This window comes from Klenkia terrae (genome assembly GCF_037083865.1).
Classification (GTDB): Bacteria; Actinomycetota; Actinomycetes; order Mycobacteriales; family Geodermatophilaceae; genus Klenkia; species Klenkia terrae.
Window position 1 is genome coordinate 163,036 of record NZ_JBAPLV010000001.1, and the last position, 17,021, is coordinate 180,056.

17 protein-coding genes are annotated in these 17,021 nt (G+C 74.0%); 10 read left to right on the top strand and 7 right to left on the bottom strand.

What is annotated here, in order from left to right:
* The first annotated feature begins 118 nt into the window (after nt 1–118).
* Both UXQ13_RS00825 and UXQ13_RS00830 read left to right on the top strand, forming a co-directional pair.
* Nucleotides 119–475, top strand: a complete 357-nt coding sequence (locus tag UXQ13_RS00825) for a histone-like nucleoid-structuring protein Lsr2 (RefSeq protein WP_225234433.1) — start codon at nt 119–121, stop codon at nt 473–475.
* A gap of 275 nt (nt 476–750) precedes the next feature.
* Complete coding sequence (locus tag UXQ13_RS00830; protein ID WP_225234434.1) at nt 751–3,291, top strand: ATP-dependent Clp protease ATP-binding subunit; 2,541 nt, start codon at nt 751–753, stop codon at nt 3,289–3,291.
* 61 nt (nt 3,292–3,352) lie between these two features.
* Here UXQ13_RS00830 and UXQ13_RS00835 read toward each other — a convergent pair whose 3' ends face one another.
* Nucleotides 3,353–4,246, bottom strand: coding sequence for an HhH-GPD family protein (locus tag UXQ13_RS00835; protein ID WP_225234435.1), 894 nt, complete (start codon nt 4,244–4,246; stop codon nt 3,353–3,355).
* Nucleotides 4,247–4,285: 39 nt separating this feature from the next.
* Nucleotides 4,286–4,591 (bottom strand): putative quinol monooxygenase, encoded by a 306-nt coding sequence (locus tag UXQ13_RS00840; RefSeq protein WP_225234436.1) that lies wholly within the window; start codon nt 4,589–4,591, stop codon nt 4,286–4,288.
* A 103-nt stretch (nt 4,592–4,694) separates the two neighbouring features.
* Here UXQ13_RS00840 and UXQ13_RS00845 point away from each other — a divergent pair, with 103 nt between their 5' ends.
* Complete coding sequence (locus UXQ13_RS00845) at nt 4,695–5,402, top strand: MucR family transcriptional regulator (protein ID WP_225234437.1); 708 nt, start codon at nt 4,695–4,697, stop codon at nt 5,400–5,402.
* Here the strand turns inward: UXQ13_RS00845 and disA are convergent.
* From disA to UXQ13_RS00860, 3 genes are all read right to left on the bottom strand, one after another.
* Nucleotides 5,399–6,481 carry a DNA integrity scanning diadenylate cyclase DisA gene (disA, locus tag UXQ13_RS00850; RefSeq protein ID WP_225234438.1) on the bottom strand — a complete coding sequence of 361 codons (1,083 nt, stop codon included), beginning with the start codon at nt 6,479–6,481 and terminating at the stop codon, nt 5,399–5,401. The two genes, UXQ13_RS00845 and disA, sit on opposite strands and share 4 nt — an antisense overlap.
* A 106-nt stretch (nt 6,482–6,587) precedes the next feature.
* A complete protein-coding gene (radA, locus tag UXQ13_RS00855) occupies nt 6,588–7,955 on the bottom strand; it encodes a DNA repair protein RadA (protein ID WP_225234439.1) in 1,368 nt (455 codons plus the stop codon).
* A 54-nt stretch (nt 7,956–8,009) separates the two neighbouring features.
* Nucleotides 8,010–8,555, bottom strand: coding sequence for a copper chaperone PCu(A)C domain-containing protein (locus UXQ13_RS00860; protein ID WP_225234440.1), 546 nt, complete (start codon nt 8,553–8,555; stop codon nt 8,010–8,012).
* Nucleotides 8,556–8,641: 86 nt separating this feature from the next.
* On the opposite strand from UXQ13_RS00860, the gene UXQ13_RS00865 reads away from it, so the two are divergent.
* Entirely contained in the window at nt 8,642–10,201 is a 1,560-nt protein-coding gene (locus UXQ13_RS00865) for a cryptochrome/photolyase family protein (RefSeq protein WP_225234441.1), read from the top strand.
* Between the two features lie 3 nt (nt 10,202–10,204).
* On the opposite strand, the gene UXQ13_RS00870 is transcribed toward UXQ13_RS00865, so the two are convergent.
* A complete protein-coding gene (locus UXQ13_RS00870; protein ID WP_225234442.1) occupies nt 10,205–11,065 on the bottom strand; it encodes a UbiA family prenyltransferase in 861 nt (286 codons plus the stop codon).
* Nucleotides 11,066–11,196: 131 nt separating this feature from the next.
* Here UXQ13_RS00870 and UXQ13_RS00875 point away from each other — a divergent pair, with 131 nt between their 5' ends.
* The 6 genes from UXQ13_RS00875 to UXQ13_RS00900 are packed head-to-tail and all read left to right on the top strand — an operon-like array spanning nt 11,197 to nt 15,676.
* A complete protein-coding gene (locus UXQ13_RS00875) occupies nt 11,197–11,679 on the top strand; it encodes a CarD family transcriptional regulator (protein WP_029337651.1) in 483 nt (160 codons plus the stop codon).
* Nucleotides 11,680–11,726: 47 nt separating this feature from the next.
* Nucleotides 11,727–12,395: a 2-C-methyl-D-erythritol 4-phosphate cytidylyltransferase gene (ispD, locus tag UXQ13_RS00880; RefSeq protein ID WP_225236070.1), complete on the top strand. Its 669-nt coding sequence runs from the start codon at nt 11,727–11,729 to the stop codon at nt 12,393–12,395.
* Nucleotides 12,392–12,895: a 2-C-methyl-D-erythritol 2,4-cyclodiphosphate synthase gene (ispF, locus tag UXQ13_RS00885; RefSeq protein ID WP_225234443.1), complete on the top strand. Its 504-nt coding sequence runs from the start codon at nt 12,392–12,394 to the stop codon at nt 12,893–12,895. Before ispD ends, ispF begins: the two co-directional genes overlap by 4 nt.
* Nucleotides 12,892–14,292, top strand: a complete 1,401-nt coding sequence (cysS, locus tag UXQ13_RS00890; protein WP_225234444.1) for a cysteine--tRNA ligase — start codon at nt 12,892–12,894, stop codon at nt 14,290–14,292. The genes ispF and cysS overlap by 4 nt, the downstream gene beginning before the upstream one ends.
* Before the next feature lie 47 nt (nt 14,293–14,339).
* Nucleotides 14,340–15,308: a 23S rRNA (guanosine(2251)-2'-O)-methyltransferase RlmB gene (gene rlmB, locus UXQ13_RS00895; protein WP_336391621.1), complete on the top strand. Its 969-nt coding sequence runs from the start codon at nt 14,340–14,342 to the stop codon at nt 15,306–15,308.
* Entirely contained in the window at nt 15,308–15,676 is a 369-nt protein-coding gene (locus UXQ13_RS00900) for a cupin domain-containing protein (protein WP_225234446.1), read from the top strand. The genes rlmB and UXQ13_RS00900 overlap by 1 nt, the downstream gene beginning before the upstream one ends.
* 3 nt (nt 15,677–15,679) lie before the next feature.
* On the opposite strand, the gene UXQ13_RS00905 is transcribed toward UXQ13_RS00900, so the two are convergent.
* Complete coding sequence (locus UXQ13_RS00905; protein WP_225234447.1) at nt 15,680–16,948, bottom strand: DUF445 domain-containing protein; 1,269 nt, start codon at nt 16,946–16,948, stop codon at nt 15,680–15,682.
* Nucleotides 16,949–17,021: the final 73 nt, after the last annotated feature.

The window sequence follows — 17,021 nt, forward strand, 5'->3', positions numbered from 1 at the left end:
ACCTGCGCGGATTGCGCTTTCCCCGCCGATTCGTGGTGGAATGCATTCACCGCCGGTGAATTCGACCGGTGAATGCACCAGGCCACCACGGGGGCCGACAGCTACAGGAGTGAATTCGATGGCACGCAAGGTCCAGGTCATCCTCAGCGACGACTTCGACGACGACGTCCCCGCCGACGAGACGGTGACGTTCGCCCTCGATGGGACGACGTACGAGATCGACCTCTCGGACAAGAACGCCGCCGACATGCGCGAGGCGTTCGCCAAGTACGTGGGTGCCGCCCGCAAGGTCTCCGGTCGCGGTCGGGCGTCGGGCGGGGGCCGCAGCAAGGCCACCGGCGGCACCGGTGCCGGTCGCATGGACCGCGAGCAGGCCGGCGCGATCCGCGAATGGGCCCGCAAGAACGGCCACGAGGTCAGCGACCGCGGCCGCATCCCGGCCACCGTCGTCGAGGCCTACGAAGCCGCGCACTGAACCACCGCGAAGGCCCGGTCCCCGGCAGGGGCCCGGGCCTTCGTCGTCCGCTGTGGGCGTAACGGTGCCGGAACACCACCCGGGGGCCATCGGTTGAGCAGGGTGGACGACAGCACCCTCCCGGGTGTGGACGGCGCTCCGGCGACCGTCGTCCGCGACTACAGTGGAACGACCGGTGCCCCGTTCATCGGAGAAGTCACCGACGACGTCGGTCAGCAGGACCCCGCGAGGGGAGCAGCACCGCACGTCCGAGCCGGTCAGAGGGGAAGCAGCAGATGTTCGAACGGTTCACCGACCGAGCCCGACGGGTCGTCGTCCTGGCGCAGGAAGAAGCCAGGATGCTCAACCACAACTACATCGGCACCGAGCACATCCTCCTGGGCCTGATCCACGAGGGTGAGGGTGTCGCCGCCAAGGCGCTGGAGTCCCTGGGCATCTCGCTCGAGGGCGTCCGCCAGCAGGTCGAGGAGATCATCGGTCAGGGCCAGCAGGCCCCCTCCGGCCACATCCCCTTCACCCCGCGCGCCAAGAAGGTCCTCGAGCTGTCGCTGCGCGAGGCGCTGCAGCTCGGCCACAACTACATCGGCACCGAGCACATCCTGCTCGGCCTGATCCGCGAGGGCGAGGGCGTCGCCGCCCAGGTCCTGGTGAAGCTGGGCGCCGACCTCAACCGGGTCCGCCAGCAGGTCATCCAGCTGCTCTCGGGCTACCAGGGCAAGGAGCCGGCCGCGGCCGGCGGCCCCGCCGAGGGCACCCCCTCGACCTCCCTGGTCCTCGACCAGTTCGGCCGCAACCTGACCCAGGCCGCGCGTGACTCCAAGCTCGACCCTGTCATCGGGCGGGCCAAGGAGATCGAGCGGGTCATGCAGGTGCTCTCCCGCCGCACCAAGAACAACCCGGTGCTGATCGGCGAGCCCGGCGTCGGCAAGACCGCCGCCGTCGAGGGCCTGGCCCAGGCCATCGTCAAGGGCGAGGTGCCCGAGACGCTGAAGGACAAGCAGCTCTACACGCTGGACCTCGGTGCGCTCGTCGCCGGTTCCCGCTACCGCGGTGACTTCGAGGAGCGGCTGAAGAAGGTCCTCAAGGAGATCCGCACCCGCGGCGACATCATCCTGTTCATCGACGAGATCCACACCCTCGTCGGGGCCGGTGCCGCCGAGGGCGCGATCGACGCCGCCAGCATCCTCAAGCCGATGCTGGCCCGCGGTGAGCTGCAGACCATCGGTGCCACCACGCTGGACGAGTACCGCAAGCACCTGGAGAAGGACGCCGCCCTCGAGCGACGATTCCAGCCCATCCAGGTGGCCGAGCCGACGCTGGCCCACACGATCGAGATCCTCAAGGGCCTGCGCGACCGCTACGAGGCGCACCACCGGATCAGCATCACCGACGCCGCGCTCGTGGCTGCCGCGACGCTGGCCGACCGGTACATCTCCGACCGCTTCCTGCCCGACAAGGCGATCGACCTGATCGACGAGGCCGGTGCCCGGATGCGCATCAAGCGGATGACGGCCCCGCCGGACCTCCGCGAGTTCGACGACCGCATCTCCGGCGTGCGCCGCGAGAAGGAGTCGGCGATCGACGCCCAGGACTTCGAGAAGGCAGCCAACCTCCGCGACAAGGAGAAGCAGCTGCTGGGCGAGAAGGCCGAGCGCGAGAAGCAGTGGAAGGCCGGCGACATGGACGTCGTGGCCGAGGTCGACGAGGAGCAGATCGCCGAGGTCCTGGCGAACTGGACGGGCATCCCGGTCTTCAAGCTGACCGAGGAGGAGACCACCCGTCTGCTCCGCATGGAGGACGAGCTCCACAAGCGGATCATCGGCCAGGAAGAGGCCATCAAGAGCGTCAGCCAGGCCATCCGGCGCACGCGGGCGGGTCTCAAGGACCCGCGCCGTCCCGGTGGGTCGTTCATCTTCGCCGGCCCCTCGGGCGTCGGGAAGACCGAGCTGGCCAAGACGCTGGCGAACTTCCTCTTCGGCGACGACGACGCGCTCATCCAGATCGACATGAGCGAGTACCACGACAAGTTCACCGTGTCGCGGCTCGTCGGTGCCCCTCCCGGCTACGTCGGCTACGACGAGGGCGGGCAGCTGACCGAGAAGGTGCGGCGCAAGCCGTTCTCGGTGGTCCTCTTCGACGAGATCGAGAAGGCCCACGCCGACGTCTTCAACACGCTGCTGCAGGTGCTGGAGGACGGCCGGCTGACCGACGGCCAGGGCCGGATCGTGGACTTCAAGAACACGATCCTCATCCTGACCACGAACCTCGGTACGCGGGACATCTCCAAGGCCGTGGGCCTCGGCTTCCAGGTCGGCAACGACGAGCGGAGCAACTACGAGCGGATGAAGCTCAAGGTGAACGAGGAGCTCAAGACCCACTTCCGCCCGGAGTTCCTCAACCGCATCGACGACATCGTCGTGTTCCACCAGCTGACCGAGAACGAGATCGTGCACATCGTCGACCTCATGCTCTCCCGCGTGGAGGGCCAGCTGGCGAACAAGGACATGGCGCTCGAGGTCACCCCGGCGGCCAAGCGGCTGCTCGGTGCCCGCGGGTTCGACCCCGTGCTCGGTGCGCGCCCGCTGCGGCGCACCATCCAGCGCGAGATCGAGGACACGCTCTCGGAGAAGATCCTCTTCGGCGAGATCGCGCCCGGCCAGATCATCGTGGTCGACGTCGAGGAGGCCGAGGACCCGACCAAGTCGGTCTTCACCTTCCGCGGCGAGGCCAAGCCGATCGACGTCCCCGACACCCCGCCGGTCGCCCTCTCCGGCGCCGACGACGAGGACGGGCCGTCGGCCGCATCGGCCGAGTAGCACCAGCACGACACGGAGGCCGCCACCCGCACCGCGGGTGGCGGCCTCCGCCGTGTCCGGCTCAGGAGGGCAGCGCGAACCGGTCGTCGTCGGTCTGGACGACGAGGCCGTCGCTGAGCAACGAGTCCAGGCAGCGCGACCGCTGCACCGGGTCCGACCACACGGCGTCCAGCTGGGCGGCCTCGACCGGTTCGGTGGTGCCGCGCAGCACGTCCAGCAACCGGCCGCGGACCTGCCGGTCGGTGCCGGCGAACCTCTGCACCCGCCGGGGTGGCCCGTCGTGCGCCGGGGAGCCGGCCAACCGCCAGGCGCACACGGTGCGCACCGGGCAGCTCCCGCACCGCGGGGTCCGGGCGACGCAGACCAGTGCGCCGAGCTCCATCACGGCTACGGAGAACCGCACCGCCCGGTCGTGGTCGGCCGGGGCCAGCGCCTCGACGTCGGCCAGGTCGGTCGCCCGGGCGGGCAGTGCCTCGGCCCGCCCGTGCACCAGCCGCGCCACCACCCGCCGCACGTTGGTGTCGACCACCGGCTGGCGCTGGCCGTACCCGAAGCAGGCGACCGCGCGGGCGGTGTAGGTGCCGATCCCGGGCAGGGACTCCAGCGTCGCCACGTCCGACGGCACCACATTGCCGTGGTCGGTGGCGATCGCCGCCGCCGCGGCCTGCAGCCGCATGGCCCGCCGCGGGTAGCCGAGCTTGCCCCAGGCGCGGATCACCTCACCGGTCGGCGCCGCCGCGAGGTCAGCGGGGGAGGGCCACCGGGCCAGCCAGGCCCGCCAGGCCGGCTCTACCCGAGCGACCGGCGTCTGCTGCAGCATGACCTCGCTGACCAGGACGGCCCAGGCGTCGACCCCGGGCTGCCGCCAGGGCAGGTCCCGGGCGGCGGAGGCGTACCAGTCGACGACGACGTCGCCCGGGGAGTCACCGGGCAGCGGGGCGGGGGCGGTGCTCACGGGACGCCAGTCTCCCAGCGCCCGTGACCACCCGGTCGGTCAGCCGCCGTAGGGGCCGCTGGCCGAGACGTCGTGCACGGTGATCGTGGGCTCGGCGGTCAGCAGCGGCGGGAGGGCGCCGAGCAGCTCGGCGATCGCCGGGGTGGCCATGTGCCGGTCGAGGTCGTCCCTGGAGTCCCAGGTCTCCACCGAGACGAAGGAGTTGGGGTCCTCCACGTTGGCGGCGAACGAGTAGCTGGTGCAGCCCTGCTCGGTGCGGGCCGTCCCGGCGGCCTCGGCGAGGAGGGGGACGAGCGCACCGCGCTGGTCGGGGCGGGCCTGGGCGCGGGCGATGACGAGGATCATGGCCGAACGGTCGCACGCGACGGGATGGGGCACCACCCCTGACCTGCGTCGTCCTCGGCGAGCCGCCGCGGTCGGGGGCCCGGGCACCGCTAGCGTCCGGCCTGTGTTGCACCCGGTCGGCGAGCTGCCCGCCGGCGTCTACTGGCGCCGACGTGCCCTCGTGCTGGGCATCGCACTGTCCGTGGCCGGTGGCGGCGGCTGGCTGGCCGCCTCGGTCGGCTCCGGCACGACCCCGGTGACGCCGGCTGCGTCCAGCGACTCCGCGGCCGAGCCCTCGCTGGACACACCGTCCCTGGAGCAGGTCGTGCCGTCCCTGGCGGCGGTGCAGACCCCCGCCGAGCAGACCCCGCTCGAGTCGGCCCCGGTCGCCACCGAGACCGCACCCCCGCCGGTGGCCCCGGCGGCGGGGCCGGTCGAGGGCCAGGCCTGCACCGACGACATGCTCGCCGTCGACGTGGTGCCCGCCGCGCCGCAGGCGGCGGTCGGCACCAAGCCCACGTTCACCCTGGTGGTCACCAACATCGCCGGGGTGTCCTGCACGCGCAGCCTCGACGCCGGCCTGCGCGAGGTCGTGCTGCTCGACGCCGCCGGCACCCGGGTGTGGGGCAGCAACGACTGCTTCCCCGAGCGCAGCAGCGAGCCGCGCACCCTGGCCGCCGGGGAGGCGGTCAGCTTCCCGGTGCAGTGGGGCGGGCTGACCAGCGAGCCCACCTGCACCGTCACCCGGGCGAACCCGCCGGCCGGTGCCTACCAGCTGCAGGGGCGGCTGGACACCAAGGTCGGCGGCGCCACCCCGTTCACGCTGGTCTAGCTGTAGCGGTCGAGGATCGAGGTCTCGGCCAGGCGGGACAGGCCCTCGCGGATGCCCCGGGCGCGGGCCTCGCCGACGCCGTCGACGGACAGCAGGTCCTCGATGGTGGCGGCCAGCAGCTTCTGCAGGCCGCCGAAGTGGGTGACCAGCCGGTCGATGATGCCTGCCGGCAGCCGGGGCACCCGGGCCAGCAGCCGGTAGCCGCGCGGGCTGACCGGTGAGTCCAGGGCGTCGGGCGAGGTGGGCAGGCCGTAGCAGCGGGCGACGGCGGACAGGTCGAGCAGCTCGGTGGCGCTGAGCTCGCGCAGGTCGGTGAGCACCTGCTCGCCGATCGGCGTGCGTCGGCCCTCGGCGGGCAGGTAGTCGCGGACCAGCAGACCGCGGTCCTCCTCGACCCCGGCCAGCATCTCGTCGAGCTGCAGGGCCAGCAGCCGGCCGTCGGTGCCGAGCTCGACGACGAAGCCCTCGATCTCGTCGGCGATCCGGCGGACCATCTCCAGCCGCTGGCTGACGCTCATCGCGTCGCGGACGGTGACCAGGTCCTCGATCTCCAGCGCGGACAGCGTGCTGGCCACCTCGTCCAGGCGCAGCTTGTAGCGCTCGAGCGCCGCGAGGGCCTGGTTGGCCCGGGCCAGGATGGTGGTGGGGTGCTCCAGGGTGTAGCGGCGGCCGGCGACGTAGACCGAGATGATGTGCATCGACTGGCTGACCGAGATGACCGGGAAGCCGGTCTGCAGGGCGACCCGCTCGGCGGTGCGGTGCCGGGTGCCCGACTCCTCGGTGGGGATGGTCGGGTCGGGCATGAGGTGCACGCCGGCCCGGACGATGCGGCTCCCGTCGGCCGAGACGATCACCGCGCCGTCCATCTTGGCCAGCTCGCGCAGCCGGGTGGCCGACAGCGCCACGTCCAGGGCGAAGCCACCCGTGCACTGGGACTCGACCACCCGGTCGTAGCCCAGCACGATCAGCGCACCCGTGCGCCCGGCCAGGATCCGCTCCAGGCCGTCGCGCAGCGCGGTGCCCGGGGCGATCCGCCCCAGCAGCTCCCGCAGGGCGACGTCGGGGTCCAGCGCGGACACGGGTGCTCCTGACCTCTGCGGATGTGGCTGGGCCGAGTCTAGGCGAGGGCCGGGGCGCCGTCCCGGCGTGCTGTCGCGCCGTGACCGGCCGGTGACCTGGGGGTGCTCAGAACAACCGGTTGAGCACCGACCCGAGGTCGGGGATCTCCACCACCCGCAGCCCGCGCGGCACCGGGCCGGGGTCCGGCGGCACGACGGCCAGCGTGTAGCCCTGGCGGGCCGCCTCGGCGAGCCGCCGGCCGATGCCGCCCACGCGGCGGACCTCGCCGGACAGCCCCACCTCGCCGAAGGCCACCATGCCCACCGGGAGCGCCTTGTCCTTGGCGGCCGAGGCGATGGCCAGGGCGATCGCCATGTCGGCGGCGGGCTCCACGATGCGCACCCCGCCGACCGAGGCGGCGAACACGTCGGAGTTGCCCAGCGGGACCCCGCCGCGGCGCTCGACCACCGCGTTGATCATCGCCAGCCGCTGCGGGTCCAGGCCGCTCACCGCCCGCCGCGGGGAGCCACCGCCGGCGTTCTGCGCGACCAGGGACTGCACCTCGGCCAGCAGGGGTCGGCTGCCCTCCATCGTGACGGTCACGCAGCTGCCGGCCACCGGGGACGCCCGCTTGGAGACGAACAGGTGCGAGGGGTCGGGTACCCCGACCACGCCGCCGTCGCCGATCTCGAAGCAACCGATCTCGTCGGCCGGGCCGAACCGGTTCTTGGTGGCCCGCACCATCCGCAGCGTGGAGTGCCGCTCGCCGTCGAAGCTGATCACCACGTCGACCAGGTGCTCCAGCGCCCGGGGCCCGGCGATGGCGCCGTCCTTGGTCACGTGGCCGACCAGGATCACCGTCATGCCGCGGGACTTGGCGATGCCGGTCAGCGCGCTGGCGACCGCCCGCACCTGGGTGGCACCGCCGTCGGTGCCGTCGACGGCGGGGGAGCGGACGGTCTGCACGCTGTCCAGGACCAGCAGCGAGGGGTTGACCTCCTCGATGTGCGAGAGCACCGCCGACAGCTCGGTCTCGGCAGCCAGGAACAGCTGCGGGTGCAGCGCGCCGATCCGCTCGGCCCGCAGCCGCACCTGGGCGGTGGACTCCTCGCCGGACACCACGAGGGTGGGCCCGTTGGACTCGGCGACCCGGTGCGCCACCTCCAGCAGCAGGGTGGACTTGCCGACCCCGGGCTCACCGGCGACCAGCAGCACCGCGCCGGGCACCAGGCCGCCGCCCAGCACGCGGTCGAACTCGTCGATCCCGGTCGGGACGGCGCGGGACCCGTCGAGCTCCACCTGGCCGATCGGCCGGGCCCGGCCGGTGACCGGCCCGGGCACGACAGCCCGCAGGCCGCCGGAGGCGGTGCCGCCGACCTCGCTGAGCGAGCCCCAGGCCTGGCACTCGGGGCAGCGGCCCATCCAGCGGGTGGCGGCGAAGCCGCACTCGGTGCAGCGGTGGGCCGGGCGGGACTTCACGACGGTGGGTGGCACGCGTCCATGGTGCCGCCGGGGTACGACAGAACCGCGGGAGCGGCTGCTCCTCGCCTACTCCTCGCCCTCGCCGAAGTCGAAGCCCTCGCCGCGCGGCAGGTCCAGCGCGGGGGTGCCGACCAGCACCGGCAGGGTGACCTCGCCGGCGTCGCGGAAGGTGAAGGTGACCTCCAGCGACTGGGCCGGGGTCAGCTCCTCGGTCAGCCCGACCAGGGTGACCGTGGGCCCGCCCTCGCCGACGTAGACGTTCTGGCCGGCCGGGACGACGAAGCCGGTGGGGGCCTCCTCGGTGGCGGTGGGGTCGACGATCTCCACCGACTCGAAGCCCTCGCCGGAGATCTCGGTGAGCTCGTCGTCGGCGTCCCCGGAGTTGGCGATGGCCACCAGGAGGCGGGCATCGCCGCCCTCGGTGTAGGAGCCGGTCTGCGGGTACGCGGTGGTCGCCGTGCGCAGGTGGATGTCGCCGAGGTCGGCCTGGCCGCCACGGATGTCGCGGTCCTGGGTGGCGGTCTGGGCGATCTGGCCGGCGCTGCAGGCGGACAGGGCCACCGGCGACAGCACCAGCGCACCGATCGTGGCGGCGCGCACAACGCGGTTCACGGCGGGGGACCTCCTGGGGCACCGGGGGCACCGGGCTTCGTCGACTCGAGTAGCGCTGAGCCTAACGGTCACCCCACGATGCGCGCGTGGAGGTGACAGGTGCGGCGCGCGACGACGGCCTCGGGGACCCGGCGCTGGCGGACTTCCCCGCCGACGCCCCGGGGACCAGGCGGTGGTGCTTCGCCGACCAGCTGGGCCCGCACTTCCTGGACGACCCGCACCAGGAGGTGCTGCTGGTCGAGGCCCGGTCGGTGTTCCGGCGTCGCCGGTTCCACCGGCAGAAGGCGCACCTGCTGCTGTCGGCGCTGCGGCACCGGGCCGCCGAGCTCGGCGGCCGGGCGCGGTTCGTGCAGGCCGACACCTACGCCCAGGCCCTGGACGGCGTCGAGGAGCCGCTGAGCGTCTGCGCCCCCACCACGTGGGCGGCGCGGGACTTCGTGCTGGGCCGCCCCGGCGTCCAGGTGCTGGCCTCGCGCGGCTTCGTCACCGGCGAGCAGACCTTCCGGCGCTGGGCCACCGGCCGGGGCACCGACGGGGGCAAGCGGCTGCTCATGGACGACTTCTACCGGGCCGCCCGCCAGCACCACGGCGTGCTCATGGACGGCGGTGACCCGACCGGTGGCAAGTTCAACTTCGACCACGACAACCGGGAACCACCGCCGAGGGACGGCCGGTCGCCGGCCCCCGAGCCGTGGCTGCCCACCGAGGACGGGATCGACGAGGAGGTCCGGGCCGACCTGGACCGGTGGGAGCGCGACGGCGACGTGTCCTTCGTCGGGGACGACGGCCCGCGGCTGTTCCCGGCGACCCGGCGGGAGACGCTGCACCGGCTGCGCGACTTCCTGGACCACCGGCTGGCCGCCTTCGGCCCGCACGAGGACGCGATGCTGGCCGGTCAGCCCTGGCTGGCCCACTCGCTGCTCTCGGCGCCGATGAACCTGGGTCTGGTCGACCCGGTCGAGGTGGTGCAGCGCGCCGAGCAGGCCTACCGCGAGCACGACCTGCCGTTGAACTCGGTCGAGGGCTTCGTCCGCCAGGTGATGGGCTGGCGGGACTACATCTGGCACCTCTACTGGCACCTGGGGCGCGACTACCGGGACCGCAACGCCCTCGACGCGCGCGCCGCCGTCCCCACCTGGCTGGCCGAGCTGGACACCGCCGACCTGGACGCCGCCTGCCTGTCCGGCGTGGTGGGCGACCTGCGCGCCCGCGGCTGGGTGCACCACATCCCGCGGCTGATGGTGCTGGGCAACTACGCCCTGCAGCGCGGGATCGACCCGGCGGCGATGACCGACTGGTTCCACCGCACGTTCGTCGACGGCTACGACTGGGTGATGGTGCCCAACGTGGTCGGCATGAGCCAGCACGCCGACGGCGGGGTGCTCGCCACCAAGCCCTACGCCTCCGGCGGGGCCTACATCGACCGGATGAGCGACTACTGCGGCGGCTGCCGGTACGACCCCAAGAAGCGGCTGGGCGAGGACGCCTGCCCGTTCACCGCCGGGTACTGGGGCTTCCTGGACCGGGTCGAACCGGTGCTGCGGGGCAACCGCCGGATGGCCCAGCCGCTGGCCGGCCTGCGCCGGTTGAAGGACCTGGAGGCCGTCGTCGAGCAGGAGCGCGACCGCGGCACCGACCCGTTCTGAGCCTCAGCCGAGCGAGCCGCCGCCCACCAGCAGCAGGACGACGTCGACCACCGTCAGCAGCATGACCGCGGGGAAGGCGGCGGACCGGAAGCGCTCGGTCCCGGCGAGGCCGGCCACCACCAGCGCGGGGACGGCGACCACCAGCGCCAGCCAGCCGACCGTCGACGGGCCGCCGGCCGGGCCCAGGACGAGCACCAGCGACGCCGCCCCCAGCAGCCCGGCGGCCACCAGCGCCGAGGCGGTGGCCCCGAGCCGGTGCGGCAGCCCGCGGACGCCGGTGGCCGCGTCGTCCTCCAGGTCGGGGGCGACGTTGGCCAGGTGGGCCGCGCCCCCCAGCAGCGCCCCGGCGGCGACCAACCACCACGGCGCGACCGGGGTGCCCGGTGCCGCGGCCACCACGCCGGCGGGCAGCAGGCCGAAGGCGACCAGGTAGGGCAGCAGGGACGCCGCGGTGCGCTTGAGGCCGGCGTTGTAGGCCCAGCCGCCGGCCACCACGCCGAGCAGCAGCACCCCCGGCGCCGGGCCCAGGGCCAGCGAGGTGACCACGGCCAGCACGACGGCGACCAGGGCGCAGGTGCGCAGCCGGGCGGGTGTCACCAGCCCCTGCACGGTCGGCTTGTCCGCGCGCGCGACCGCGGCGTCCCGGTCGGCGTCCAGCCAGTCGTTGCTCCACCCGATCGAGGCCTGGCCGGCCAGCACCGCGACCGCGACGAGCACCGTCCGGGCGGGGCCGACGTCGGCGGTCACGGCCAGCAGGGTGGCCACCGTCGTGACCGCCAGGGTGGGTCCCAGATGGGTCGCCAGGGCCATCGCGGCGGCAGTCCGCAGCGCTCCCGGCCGTGCCCCGACGTCGTCGGCAGGCACATCGACCACCCCTCTGTCAACCCCTGGCTGACCAGCGACAAGCGCCTGACCTGCACGTTTGGCAGGACCAACCAATTCGGCCCAACCCGTCCCGTGGTATTCTGGTCGACAGCGAAAGGGGTCACACACACATGGGCTTCACTGTCGGCGAGACCGTCGTCTACCCGCACCACGGCGCTGCGCTCATCGAGGCGATCGAGCAGCGCACCGTGAAGGGAGTCGAGAAGGCCTACCTCGTGCTCAAGGTCGCCCAGGGCGACCTGACCGTACGAGTACCAGCAGACAACGCCGAGATCGTCGGTGTCCGGGACGTCGTGGGCCAGGAAGGCCTGGACAAGGTCTTCGAGGTGCTGCGTGCCCCGCACACCGAGGAGCCGACCAACTGGTCGCGGCGCTACAAGGCCAACCTCGAGAAGCTGGCCTCCGGTGACGTGAACAAGGTCGCCGAGGTCGTCCGCGACCTGTGGCGTCGCGACAAGGACCGCGGCCTGTCGGCCGGGGAGAAGCGGATGCTCTCCAAGGCCCGCCAGATCCTGGTCAGCGAGCTCGCGCTCGCCGAGGGCACCAACGAGGACAAGGCCGAGATCCTGCTCGACGAGGTGCTCGCCAGCTGAGCACGAACCCCCCGCACCACCACCCCGCTCCCGGACCCGCGACGGCCATCGTCGTCGCGGCCGGGAGCGGAGTGCGTCTGGGCGCGGTCCGCGCCGGGCGCCCGGTGCCCAAGGCCCTCGTCGAGGTCGACGGGCGACCGATGGTCACCCACGCCGTCGAGGGCCTCCTCGCCGCCGGGGTCGACGACGTGGTCGTCGCCGTGCCGCGGGAGCACCGCGAGGAGTTCGCCGCGCTGCTCCCGGCCGGGGTGACGCTGGTGGTCGGCGGGGACACCCGGACCGCCTCGGTCCGCAACGCCCTGGCGCAGTGCGCGGACGGCGACGGGCCGGTGCTGGTGCACGACGCCGCCCGCCCGTTCACCCCGCCCGCCGTCGTCCACCGGGTGCTCGCCGCCCTGGCCGGCGGCGCCCGCGCCGTGGTCCCGGTGCTGCCGGTCGTCGACACCACGGTCGTGGTCGACGACGACGGGCAGGTCACCGGGGAGGTCGCCCGCGCCGCGCTGCGCCGGGTGCAGACCCCGCAGGGCTTCGACCGCGGCACGCTGCTGGCCGCCTACGCCCGGGTGACCGACGGGGGACCGGGATTCACCGACGACGCGTCGGTGGTCCGGGCCGCAGGCGTGCCGGTGCACACCGTGGCCGGCGACGAGCTGGCCGCGAAGATCACCGTGCCGCACGACCTGCAGCGCGTCGTCCGACCGGCGGTGCAGGCGTGAACATCCCCCGCGTGGGCACCGGCACCGACGTCCACCCGGTCGAGGCCGGCCGCACCTGCTGGCTGGCCGGGCTGGAGTGGCCCGGCGTCGACGGCTGCGCCGGGCACTCCGACGGCGACGTGGTCGCCCACGCGCTCACCGACGCCGTCCTGTCGGCGGCCGGGCTGGGCGACATCGGCGGTCTGCTGGGCACCGACGACCCGCGCTGGGCCGGCGCCCGCGGGGCCGACGTCCTGGTGCACGTGCGCGAGACGCTGGCGGCCGCGGGCTGGGTGGTCGGCAACGCCACCGTGCAGCTGGTCGGCAACACCCCCAAGGTCGGTCCGCGGCGGGCCGAGGCCGAGCAGGTGCTGTCGGCGGCGCTGGGCGCCCCGGTCGGGCTGACCGCGACCACCACCGACGGGCTCGGGCTCACCGGGCGCGGGGAGGGCCGGGCGGCGATCGCCACCGCGCTCGTGGTCCGGAGCAGCCCCGGGACCTCCGTAGACTCCCCGCAGTGAGCCTCCGCCTGTACGACACGGCCGCGCACGCCGTGCGCGACTTCACGCCCCTGCGGGCCGGTCGGGTCTCCATGTACGTCTGCGGCCTGACCGTCCAGGGTCCGCCGCACATCGGGCACGTCCGGGCCGCGCTGGCCTTCGACGTCCTCCGCCGCTGGCTGACCCACGCCGGGCTCGAGGTCACCTTCGTCCGCAACGTCACCGACATCGACGACAAGATCCTGGCCAAGGCCGCGGCGCACGGCGTCGAGTGGTGGGACTGGGCCTACCGCAACGAGCTGGCCTGCACCCGGGCCTACGAGGTGCTGGGCACCCTGCCGCCGACATACGAGCCGCGGGCCACCGGCCACGTGCCCGAGATGGTCGCGATGATCGAGCGGCTGGTCGAGCGCGGGCACGCCTACGCCGCCGGCGGCGACGTGTACTTCGACGTCCGGTCCTGGCCGGCCTACGGCGAGCTCACCGGGCAGAAGGTCGAGGACCTGCAGCCGGCGGCCGACAGCGACACCGACGACCTCAAGCGCGACCCCCGCGACTTCGCCCTGTGGAAGGCGCACAAGCCGACCGACCCGGCCACCGCCTCGTGGGACACCCCGTGGGGCCGCGGTCGGCCGGGCTGGCACCTGGAGTGCTCGGCGATGGCGCACAAGTACCTCGGCGAGGAGTTCGACCTGCACGGGGGAGGGCTGGACCTGCGCTTCCCGCACCACGAGAACGAGCAGGCGCAGTCCCGCGCGGCCGGGGACCCGTTCACCCGGTACTGGCTGCACAACGGCTGGGTCACCCTGGGCGGGGAGAAGATGAGCAAGTCGATGGGCAACACCGCCCTGGTCGACGAGGTCGTCACCCGGGTACGGCCGGTCGAGCTGCGCTACTACCTGGTCACCCCGCACTACCGGTCGACCATCGAGTTCACCGACGCCGCCCTGGTCGAGGCCGGGCAGGCCTACCGCCGGCTGGAGTCCTTCGTCCGCCGGGCGGTGGAGCGGGTCGGCGACGTCCCGTCCGGCACCCTGCCGACGGCCTTCGTCGACGCGCTGGACGACGACCTGGCCACCCCGGCGGCGATCGCGGTCGCCCACGAGCACGCCCGGGCCGGCAACACCGCGCTGGCCGACGGCGACGACACCGCCGTCGCGGCCGCGCTGGGCGCCGTGCGGGCGATGCTGGGAGTCCTCGGGCTGGACCCGCTGGACCCGCACTGGGCCGACGGCGGCGCCGACGACCGGCTGACCGAGGTGACCGACGGCCTCGTCCGGCTGGCCCTCGACCAGCGTGCGGCGGCCCGGGCCCGCAAGGACTACGCGGCGGCCGACGCCATCCGCGACCAGTTGACCACCCTCGGCGTCGTCGTCGAGGACACCCCGTCCGGCCCGCGCTGGGAGCTCTCCCGGTGAGCCGGACGGCAGCAGCACGATGAACCACAGGAAGAGGTGACCCGCTGATGGCGGGCAACAGCCAGCGACGCGGCCGTTCGGCCGGCGCAGGGAAGAAGACGGCGACCGGCGGGACCGGTGGCAAGAACCGCCGGTCCCTGGCCGGTCGGGGAGCCACCCCCAAGGCCGAGGACCGGCCGTACCACCCGGCGTACAAGGCGGCCAAGCAGGCCGCCGCCCGCCGGGACAACCGCGCCCGGGTGACCAAGCGGAACGAGGAGCAGCCCGAGCTGCTGCTGGGCCGCAACCCGGTGGTCGAGGCGCTGCGCGCCCGGATCCCGGCGACCGCCCTCTACGTGGTCACCGGCGACACCAGCCGCGGCGGCACCGACGAGCGGATCGCGGAGTCCGTGCAGTTGGCCGGCGACCGCGGGCTGCCGCTGCTGGAGGTCGGCCGCGCGGAGTTCGACCGGATGAGCGACGGCGCCCTGCACCAGGGCATCGGCCTCATGGTGCCGCCCTACGACTACGCGCACCCCGACGACCTGCTCGACATCGCCCGCAACGCCAACCGGGCACCCCTGGTGGTCGCCCTGGACGGCATCACCGACCCGCGCAACCTGGGCGCCGTCGTCCGGTCGGCGGCGGCCTTCGACGCGCACGGCGTCGTCGTCCCGCAGCGGCGGGCGGTCGGCATGACCGCCTCGGCCTGGCGCACCTCCGCCGGTGCCGCGGCCCGCGTCCGGGTGGCCCGGGCGGTCAACCTGGCCCGCGCGCTCGCCTCCTACCAGGACCAGGGCCTGACGACCGTGGGCCTGGCCGGGGACGAGGCCGACATGGACCTGCACGAGTTCACCGGGTTCGCCGACCCGCTGGCGCTGGTCGTGGGCAACGAGGGCACCGGGCTGTCCCGGTTGGTCCGGGAGCGCTGCGACGTCGTCCTGCGCATCCCGATGACCAAGGACACCGAGTCGCTCAACGTCAGCGTCGCGGCGTCGATCGCCCTCTACGCAGCAGCCTCGGCCCGCCGCCGCTGATGCCGCGGCCCTCACGGGCGGTCCGGCTGGACCTGGCCGCCCACCCCGAGGGCGGCTGGTTCCGCCGGACCTGGACCGGGCCGGCCGGGGACGGCGGTCGCCCGCAGGCGACGGCGATCCTCTTCCTGCTGGCCGCGGGGGAGTCCTCGGCCTGGCACACCGTGGACGCCGACGAGCTGTGGCTGTGGCACGGGCCGGGGGAGCTGGAGCTGCAGGTGGGCCCCGACGTCGTCGTCCTGGGCCCGGAGCACCCGCAGGCGCTGGTGCCGGCCGGGGTGCGGCAGCGGGCCGCACCGGTGGCCGGGGAGGTCCTGGTCAGCTGCGTGGTGTCGCCCGGCTTCGAGTGGTCGGGGTTCAGCCTCGGCTGAGCGTCAGCCGAGGAGCTGGGCCACGGTGTAGATCACCAGGCCGGCCAAGCCGCCGACCACGGTGCCGTTGACCCGGATCCACTGCAGGTCGCGGCCGACCTGCAGCTCGATGCGCCGGCTGGTCTCCTCGGTGTCCCAGCGGGCCACCGTGGTGCTGACCAGCTCGGCGGCGTCCCCGCTGAACCGCTGCACGGCCCACCGCGCGGCCCGCCGGGTCTGCTCCTGCACCTTGGCCCGCACCGTCTCGTCCTCGCGCAGCAGCCGCCCGGCCCGGCGGACCACGTCGGCCACCCGGGCGCGCAGCACCGATTCGGGGTCGTCGGCGGCGGTGAGCAGCGCGGTCTTGGCGTTGCCCCACAGGCCGGCCGACCAGGTGCGGACGGCGGGGTGGTCCAGCAGGTCGGCCTTGAACTCCTCGACCCGGGCCGCGGTCTGCGGGTCGGTGCGCAGCGCGTGGACGTAGGCCCGCAGCCGGGCGTCGTAGGAGCGGCGCAGCTCGTGCTGCGGGTCGGCGCCCACCTCGGCGAGGAACCGCTGCACGCCGTCGAAGGCCCGCACGAAGACCCGGTCGTCGAGCCAGTCGGGCACCCACACCGGGGAGGCGTCGGACAGCTGGGCGCGGAACATCGTCCGGTTGTCGCGGAGGAAGGCGGCCAGGCCGGTCAGCCCGGCCGACAGCACGTCCTGGTGCTTGTCGCCGTCCACGACGGCCTCGATGACCCGGGCCAGCACCGGGGCGGCCGGGGTCTCCCGCGCCTTGCGGTCCACCAGCGACCCCACGGCGTCGGTCACCACGTCGTCGTCGAGCAGGTCGAACAGCGCCCGGACGGCGGTGCCGGCGTCCCCGGCCAGCCGCTCGGCCCGGCCCGGGGAGCCGAGGAACTCCCCGACCCGGCCCGGCACGTCGTAGGCGGCCAGCCGCTCGTCCACCACGGCCGGGGTCAGGAAGTTCTCCTGCACGAAGGCGCCCAGGCTCTCGCCGATCTGGTCCTTCTTGCGCGGGATGATCGCGGTGTGCGGGATGGGCAGCCGCAGCGGGTGCCGGAAGAGCGCGGTGACGGCGAACCAGTCGGCCAGCGCGCCGACCATGGACGCCTCGGCCGTGGCGCGCACGTAGCCGACCCAGGTCCGGTCGCCGCCCAGCAGCACGCAGGCCAGGAAGACCACGGCCGCCACCACGAACAGCCCGGTGGCCAGGCGCTTCATCTTGGCCAGGTCGCGCGCCCGGGCCGGGTCGTCCAGGGCGCCGGTCAGCGGGAGGGGTGCGGCCACCGGCCCAGCCAACCACCAGGGCCCGGGCGCCGCGTCGCGGTCCCGGGCCCTGGTGAAGGACCCGGCTGCCCCC

Bases quoted from the DNA above. Each gene is read 5' to 3' on its own strand.
- UXQ13_RS00875 (WP_029337651.1), top strand. From the start codon at position 11,197: ATGGGCTTCACTGTCGGCGAGACCGTCGTCTACCCGCACCACGGCGCT.
- rlmB (WP_336391621.1), top strand. From the start codon at position 14,340: ATGGCGGGCAACAGCCAGCGACGCGGCCGTTCGGCCGGCGCAGGGAAG.
- UXQ13_RS00900 (WP_225234446.1), top strand. From the start codon at position 15,308: ATGCCGCGGCCCTCACGGGCGGTCCGGCTGGACCTGGCCGCCCACCCC.
- UXQ13_RS00830 (WP_225234434.1), top strand. From the start codon at position 751: ATGTTCGAACGGTTCACCGACCGAGCCCGACGGGTCGTCGTCCTGGCG.
- UXQ13_RS00825 (WP_225234433.1), top strand. From the start codon at position 119: ATGGCACGCAAGGTCCAGGTCATCCTCAGCGACGACTTCGACGACGAC.
- UXQ13_RS00840 (WP_225234436.1), bottom strand. From the start codon at position 4,591: ATGATCCTCGTCATCGCCCGCGCCCAGGCCCGCCCCGACCAGCGCGGT.